The following is a 6,441-nucleotide window of genomic DNA, read 5'->3' on the forward strand; positions in this document are numbered from 1 at the left end:
CATAAAAATAGCCTTTATTATATTTTTATCAATTATTACTTTTCTTAAAATTTTAAGCATCACTTGTCGATATAAAAGATTATATTTATAGTATTTATTTATTTTGCCAAAGCTATGAAATTTTTAAAAATCATTCTCATGACGTCTTATTCTAGCTTTCTTGAATAAAATGTATTTTTAAATATTTAATAAATTAATAAATTATATTTAAGATTTGTTTTAGTAACATTTCAGACGTAAAATTTTTAGTAAAAGGAGTAAAAATTGAGTTACAAAATCTCAGTTGCAACATGTGCTGCACTTTTGATGTGCAGTGGTTTTTTAAGTTAAGTTTTTGCTGTGCAAACGACAAAACTTGAGGGTATCGAAATAAATTCAGTCGGTGACAACGTTAGCGAGAGTGGTATCAATGAAGGAATTTTAAGCAAAAGAGTCGCTGCTGGCCCTTTGGCTGATAAAAAAGTGCTTGATATGCCTTATCAAGTAAATACGATCTCAAAAGAGGTACTTGACAACCAAGGTGTTCAAGGTTTTGAAGAAGCAGTTAGATACTTCCCTTCAGCACAAATTCAATATCGTGGCGGTGGCGATGTTGGTCGTCCGCAAACTCGTGGCTTTCAAGGCTCAGTCGTAGGTAACGTCCTTTGGGATGGTTTTTATGCTTCATCAACCACAGCTATACCTATGGCTATGTTTGAGAGTTTGCAAATCCAAAACGGACTTGCTGGTTCACTTTATGGTGGTGCTACGCCTTCTGGATATTTCCTCTACTCTCGCAAGCGCCCAGTTCCACTTCAAAATATAATCTGGACTGATTGCAGCTCAAGGTCAAATTTGGGCGTAGGACTTGATACTTCAAACAAATTTGAAAAAATTGGATATAGGGGTGTCTTTTACTACTCAGGTGGAGAAAAGAATGCCAAAGATAGTAAATTTTCTCGTCGTCTAGCCTCACTTGGACTTGATTTTTACCTTACAGAGAATTTAACACTTGAGACAAACTTTAGCCACTATGAGCATAAAAACTCAGGTATGCCAGGTGGATTTAGTATGCCATTAACAAACGGAGTGGCGAATTTTGACGTACCAAGCCCTGTAAAAGATACTAAAAGAGGACTTGAACAGTCTTTTGGTGGCAATCACCTTAAAACAACGACAGCTAGTGTAAAACTAAAATATGCTCCAACAGAGAATTGGTACTTTGAGGGTGGCTATCAGTGGCAAAAGGCTATCAGAGATATGTATGGCACCGATGGAAAATTCTTAAATCAAAATGGAGATTATGAAGTTACTAAAAGTGGTGGTAGTGGTGCATCTGGTAGATTTGATGTAGATAGCTGGTTCTTAAAAGGTTTGACAAATTTTGAAACAGGTTTTTTATCACATAATTTTGCCGTAGCTACAAATGGATATCGCTGGACTATTTATAGTGCTAGAAATAGAGGTGAAGAAAGAGTACTTGGTAACTCAAATTTATATCATCCAGTAATATTTAATAATCCACATATAAAAAAGGAAGCGGTAGATATAAAAGTAGTAGTAGCGATATGAAAAATATTTCTGTTGTTGATGATATTAAATTTAATGACTACTTTAGCACTATCTTGTCAGTTTCAAGAAGCTGGTTTACAAGCTATAAGCTAGATCCATCTAAAGAGAAAAACTATGATAAAAGCGGCTTTAACTACGGTGTAAGCCTTGTCTATAAGCCAGTTGAAAACGTAAGTCTTTATACTACTTATGCAGATAGTATCTCAAATGAACAATCAACTCATGCTTTTAGAAGAGGACCTAGAGCAGGCGAGACTTTAACAGTAGAACCTATCAGAAGCAAACAATATGAGATCGGTGCAAAAGCAAGACTAGGCGAACTTGATCTATCAGCTGCGATCTTTGAGATAAAGCGTCCCATAGCATATCTATTTAGCAATGGAGCAAGTGCAGAGTATAAAATTCAAGGCACACAAATAAACCGCGGCTTTGAGCTAACTACTGGCGGAAAGCTTGTTGATACATTAAGTATGTATGGGGGTTTTACACTTCTTGATGCTAAGATAAAAAATGCTAAAGATGGCGTGTCTGAGGGTAAAACAGTTATCGGTGAGCCAAAATTTCAAGCAAAAGTCTTGTTTGACTGCGCTGTGCCAAACACAAACAAACTTGCATTTACAACAAATTTCCATTATACGGGCAAACGCTATGTTGATGAGATGAATACTGCAAGCGTAAGCGGATACTTTACAACCGATCTTGGCGCTAGATACACTACAAAATCTTGGATAGGTAAAGAGACATCTATTAGATTTAATGTAAATAACGTATTTGATAAAAAATACTGGGTCAGCATCTTCTCTGGCGATCTTGATGGATCTGTTCCAAGCAGTTATTCTGGCGCAAGCATGTTTAGAGGCTATGGAAGAACCTTCATGCTCTCAGCTCAGGTTAAATTCTAAAACCAAAACCAAAGCCAATTTTATTTTGGCTTTAGGCTCTTTAAATTTGCCCTTTTTGTAGGGCAGATTTAAATAACCAAAGGGAGAGAGATGCAAGGGCTGGTTGATTATCAAGCGATTTTGGAGCGAGTGTTTTTGCCTACTTTGCAAAAAGTAAAAGGCAAAGATGGTGGTGTAAATTGGGACGATGTCGCAAATATGTATAACGAGATGACGCGCATGGAGGCAGCTTCTACGCTAAATTTACTTTCAAACCTGCCTATCACAAAAGATGATAGCGTGCTTGATGTGGGGTGTGGTCCAGCAAGGCTTAGCGTGCCACTTGCAAAGCTAGCAAAGAGCGTTAGCGCGCTAGATCCGTTTGCCAAAATGCTTGAATACGCTAAAAAAAATGCAAAAGAGGCTGGAGTGAAAAATATAAATTTCATCCAAAAAGACTGGAGCGATGAGGCGAGCATAAAAGACTTGCCAAAGCATGACATCGTGCTAGCATCACGATCAGTTGGGCTTTTTGATATAAAAAAGCTTTGTAAATTTGCTAAAAAATATGTCGTGATGACCTCGTTTTTGCCAGATCATCCAAGCCTAAAAGATATCTGGCAAGACCTCTTAAAAGGGATAAAAGATGAAAAAGAGGCAGGTTTTAGCGATAGGAGATTTGGCTACAACTTTATCTTTAATATCGCCTACGACATGGGGGCAAATCCAAATTTAAAGATAATCGACACCATTTATGAGAGGGATTTTGCTAGCCTTGAAGAGGCGTTTTCTTATTTTAGATTTGTCGGTGAGATCGCGCCTGAAAAAGAAGAAATTTACAAAGAAAATGTAAAAAGCTATCTCACAAAGAGCAAAAGCGGCTTTAAATTTAAAAGAGAGACGAAGAGCTATCTAATCTGGTGGGATGTGCGGGAGATGAAATTTGAGTAGCCAAAAGATCATTTTCGCATTATTTGTGCTTCTTTTGCTGGTGCTCTTTTTTCATTAGGTATCGGACGCTACGAGATAAGTTACGCTCAAATTTTTGAGTTTATAAGATCGGCCATTTTAAACGAGCAGCCAAGCGACGAGCAAGGCTACACGGTCTTTACGCTCATTCGCTTGCCAAGGGTGCTTTTTGCCATCCTTGTTGGTGCAGCGCTTGCTAGCTCTGGAGCTGTCTATCAAGGTCTTTTTAAAAATCCTCTAGTCTCGCCTGACATCCTTGGTGTCTCAAGTGGTGCAGCTGTTGGAGCGAGCGTGGCTATCATCTTAAATTTTAACTACATAGGCGTGCAGCTTAGCGCCTTTGGATGTGGTCTTTTTGCCGTTTTTGCCGTCGTTTTTATAAGCAGCGTCATCGCAAAGGGCAGGCTAAATTTACTCGTGATGGTGCTAACTGGCATCGTCATCTCATCTCTTTTTGGAGCACTTAGCTCACTTATAAAATTTCTAGCTGATAGCGAAGATAAGCTGCCAGAAGTTACTTTTTGGCTGATGGGAAGCCTTGCAAGAAGCGGCGGATATAAAAATTTAGCTCTGCTTTTTTGCGTAGTTATGATCTGTCTTGTGCCACTTTTTATGCTTCGCTATAAGCTAAACACGCTTAGTTTTGGCGAAGAAGAGGCTAGGGCGATGGGGCTAAATGTGAAATTTTACAACATCATAATCATCATCGCCTCAACGCTTCTAACCGCTACTTGCGTCTCATTTTGCGGTATCGTGGGCTGGGTAGGGCTTGTCATCCCTCACATCATGCGCTTTGTCGTGGGAGCAAATTTCATCACGCTCTTTCCAGCTTCACTGCTTGGCGGAGGGCTGTTTTTGCTTATAGTCGATACCACTTCACGCAGTCTAATGGCAAGCGAGATCCCACTTGGCGTCATCACATCACTAGTTGGCGCGCCTCTTTTTGTCTATCTGCTCTATAAGAGCAAAAAGGGTTTTGCGTGAAATTTGAGATAAAAAATTTAAGCTGTGGCTACGACAAAAAGGTCGTTATAGAAAATTTCAATGCAAATTTACAAGATGGTGATATCTTTTGTCTGCTTGGTAGCAACGGCGTTGGCAAAACGACGACGTTTAAGACGATGCTTGGCTTTTTAAAGCCACTTGGGGGAGAAATTTTAATAGATGGCAAAGATGCGCTAAATATGAGCGAGAAAGAGCGAGCAAACTTTATAAGCTACGTCCCGCAAGCTCACACACCGCCATTTGCCTTTAGCGTTTTTGACGTGGTGATGATGAGTGCAAATGCAAGACTTGGTATATTTGAACGCCCTAGCAAAAAGGATGAAGAAATAGCGTTAGATGCGTTAAAAACGCTAAATTTAGAGAGCTTTAAAGATAAAATTTACACCGATCTAAGTGGCGGCGAGCGGCAAATGGTGCTGATAGCTAGGGCATTAGCGCAACGCTCAAAGGTGATGCTACTTGACGAGCCAACGGCAAATTTAGACTTTGGCAACCAAATGCGAGTTTTAAAAGAGATAAAAAAGCTCGCAAAACAAGGCTACATCATCATCTTAACCTCTCATCAGCCAGAGCAGGTCTTTTATCTAAACGCAAAAGTTGCGATGCTTAGGCGTGATAAAAACTACATCTACGGCGAGGCTAGCGAGGTGATGAATGGCGAAAATTTAAATAAAATTTACGGCGTAGATATACGAGTGGTGAAAAATATCATCGATGAGCGCGAGCATTACTCTTGCGTGATGGTGGATTGAAAGGAGAAGATATGTTTAAGAAAATTTTACTTTTGGCTTTTTTGCTTGTTAGCTTGCAAGCAAGAGTGGTACTTGATAGCGACAATAAAAAGGTAGAAGTGCCTGATGTTATCGAGCGTGCGACGCCTTTGATAGGGGCATTTGTGCAGGTCTCTGCGATGCTTGGCAACGAAGATCACATAATTAGCGGTGCACCAAAACTGCCTCCACTTATGTCAAAAATTTTTCCAAAGATAAAGAGCAACGACAATAAAAGCGGTATGCTAAGTAGCAGCGTCGAGACTATCATCGCGTCAAAAACGCAAGTTGTTTTTGGGCCAATTGGTATGATGTTTGATGAAAATAGCAAGGCTCAGCTTGAGAGCGCTGGCATCGCAGTTGTGAAGATAGATAAATTTCAAAGCATCAAAGAGATACAAGATAGCTTTAGCAAGATCGCCGAAATTTGGGGCGAAAAGAGCATAAAAAGGGCACGTGAGTTTAATGAGTATTTTAACGATAACATAAAATTTGTAAGTCAAAAAACAGCAAATTTAACACCAAAAAAGAGAGTTTTGGTGCTTAATTATAGCTCTGGAAACTTTAGCACCATTAGCTCAAAGGATATCGGCGCTGAGTATATTAGCGTAGCTGGTGGTATAAATTTAAGCTCAGAGCTAAGCGATGGTGATTTTAAAATTTCTAAAGCGATAAACGAAGAGCAAGTCATCATCTTTAACCCAGATATCATCATCACAAATTCGCAAAAAAGTGCCGATGCCATCGCTAAAAACGCATCATTTGTTAAGCTAAAAGCTGTGCAAAATGGGCAAATTTTTGTAGTGCCAAGTGGCGTTTATCTTTGGAGCGTAAGAAGTGCTGAGGGTGCGCTTTATCCGCTTTGGCTGGCTAAGACATTTTACCCAGAGCAATTTAGCGATCTAAATTTAGAGCAAAAAACAAAAGAGTTTTATGAGAGATTTTATAACTACAAGCTAAGTGATAGCGAGCTAAAAGAAATTTTGCACCCAAAGGGTGAATTTTGATAATAGGACAAAAATAATGTTATTTATTATATTTAATATATTTATTTAAGTATAAAAAGTAAATTTATCTTTAAAATATCATAAAAAAGAGCTTTTAAAGCTTAAAGACTAAAAAATAAAAATAAACTTCAAATCGGTAGAAATTTTTATATATCTTATAAAATTTCTACCGCTAAATTTATATAAACTACCTTGAAAAGCCCATTTTATCCTTTTTGATTTTAATATCAGCTCTCATTTCTTAATCTAAAATAAATC

Annotated in this window: 6 protein-coding genes; all 6 read left to right on the forward strand. The window is 38.4% G+C overall.

Annotation, left to right across the window (positions count from 1 at the left end; all coding sequences use genetic code 11):
• The first annotated feature begins 339 nt into the window (after positions 1 to 339).
• The 6 genes from F3G69_RS09505 to F3G69_RS09005 all read left to right on the forward strand — a co-directional run bounded on the left by F3G69_RS09505 (position 340) and on the right by F3G69_RS09005 (position 6,183).
• The gene (locus tag F3G69_RS09505; protein ID WP_223155905.1) at positions 340 to 1,551 is read left to right on the forward strand and encodes a TonB-dependent receptor plug domain-containing protein; all 1,212 of its coding nucleotides are present in this window, start codon (positions 340 to 342) and stop codon (positions 1,549 to 1,551) included.
• On the forward strand, positions 1,548 to 2,453 hold the full coding sequence (locus tag F3G69_RS09510) for a TonB-dependent receptor (RefSeq protein ID WP_223155906.1): 906 nt from the start codon (positions 1,548 to 1,550) through the stop codon (positions 2,451 to 2,453). The genes F3G69_RS09505 and F3G69_RS09510 overlap by 4 nt, the downstream gene beginning before the upstream one ends.
• A gap of 90 nt (positions 2,454 to 2,543) precedes the next feature.
• Complete coding sequence (locus F3G69_RS08990) at positions 2,544 to 3,383, forward strand: class I SAM-dependent methyltransferase (protein WP_149715038.1); 840 nt, start codon at positions 2,544 to 2,546, stop codon at positions 3,381 to 3,383.
• A 21-nt stretch (positions 3,384 to 3,404) separates the two neighbouring features.
• Positions 3,405 to 4,385 (forward strand): FecCD family ABC transporter permease, encoded by a 981-nt coding sequence (locus F3G69_RS08995; protein ID WP_223155907.1) that lies wholly within the window; start codon positions 3,405 to 3,407, stop codon positions 4,383 to 4,385.
• On the forward strand, positions 4,382 to 5,158 hold the full coding sequence (locus F3G69_RS09000; RefSeq protein ID WP_149715039.1) for an ABC transporter ATP-binding protein: 777 nt from the start codon (positions 4,382 to 4,384) through the stop codon (positions 5,156 to 5,158). The genes F3G69_RS08995 and F3G69_RS09000 overlap by 4 nt, the downstream gene beginning before the upstream one ends.
• A gap of 11 nt (positions 5,159 to 5,169) precedes the next feature.
• The gene (locus F3G69_RS09005) at positions 5,170 to 6,183 is read left to right on the forward strand and encodes an ABC transporter substrate-binding protein (protein ID WP_149715040.1); all 1,014 of its coding nucleotides are present in this window, start codon (positions 5,170 to 5,172) and stop codon (positions 6,181 to 6,183) included.
• Positions 6,184 to 6,441 lie beyond the last annotated feature (258 nt).

This window comes from Campylobacter concisus, from assembly GCF_902460625.1.
GTDB lineage: Bacteria > Campylobacterota > Campylobacteria > Campylobacterales > Campylobacteraceae > Campylobacter_A > Campylobacter_A concisus_AD.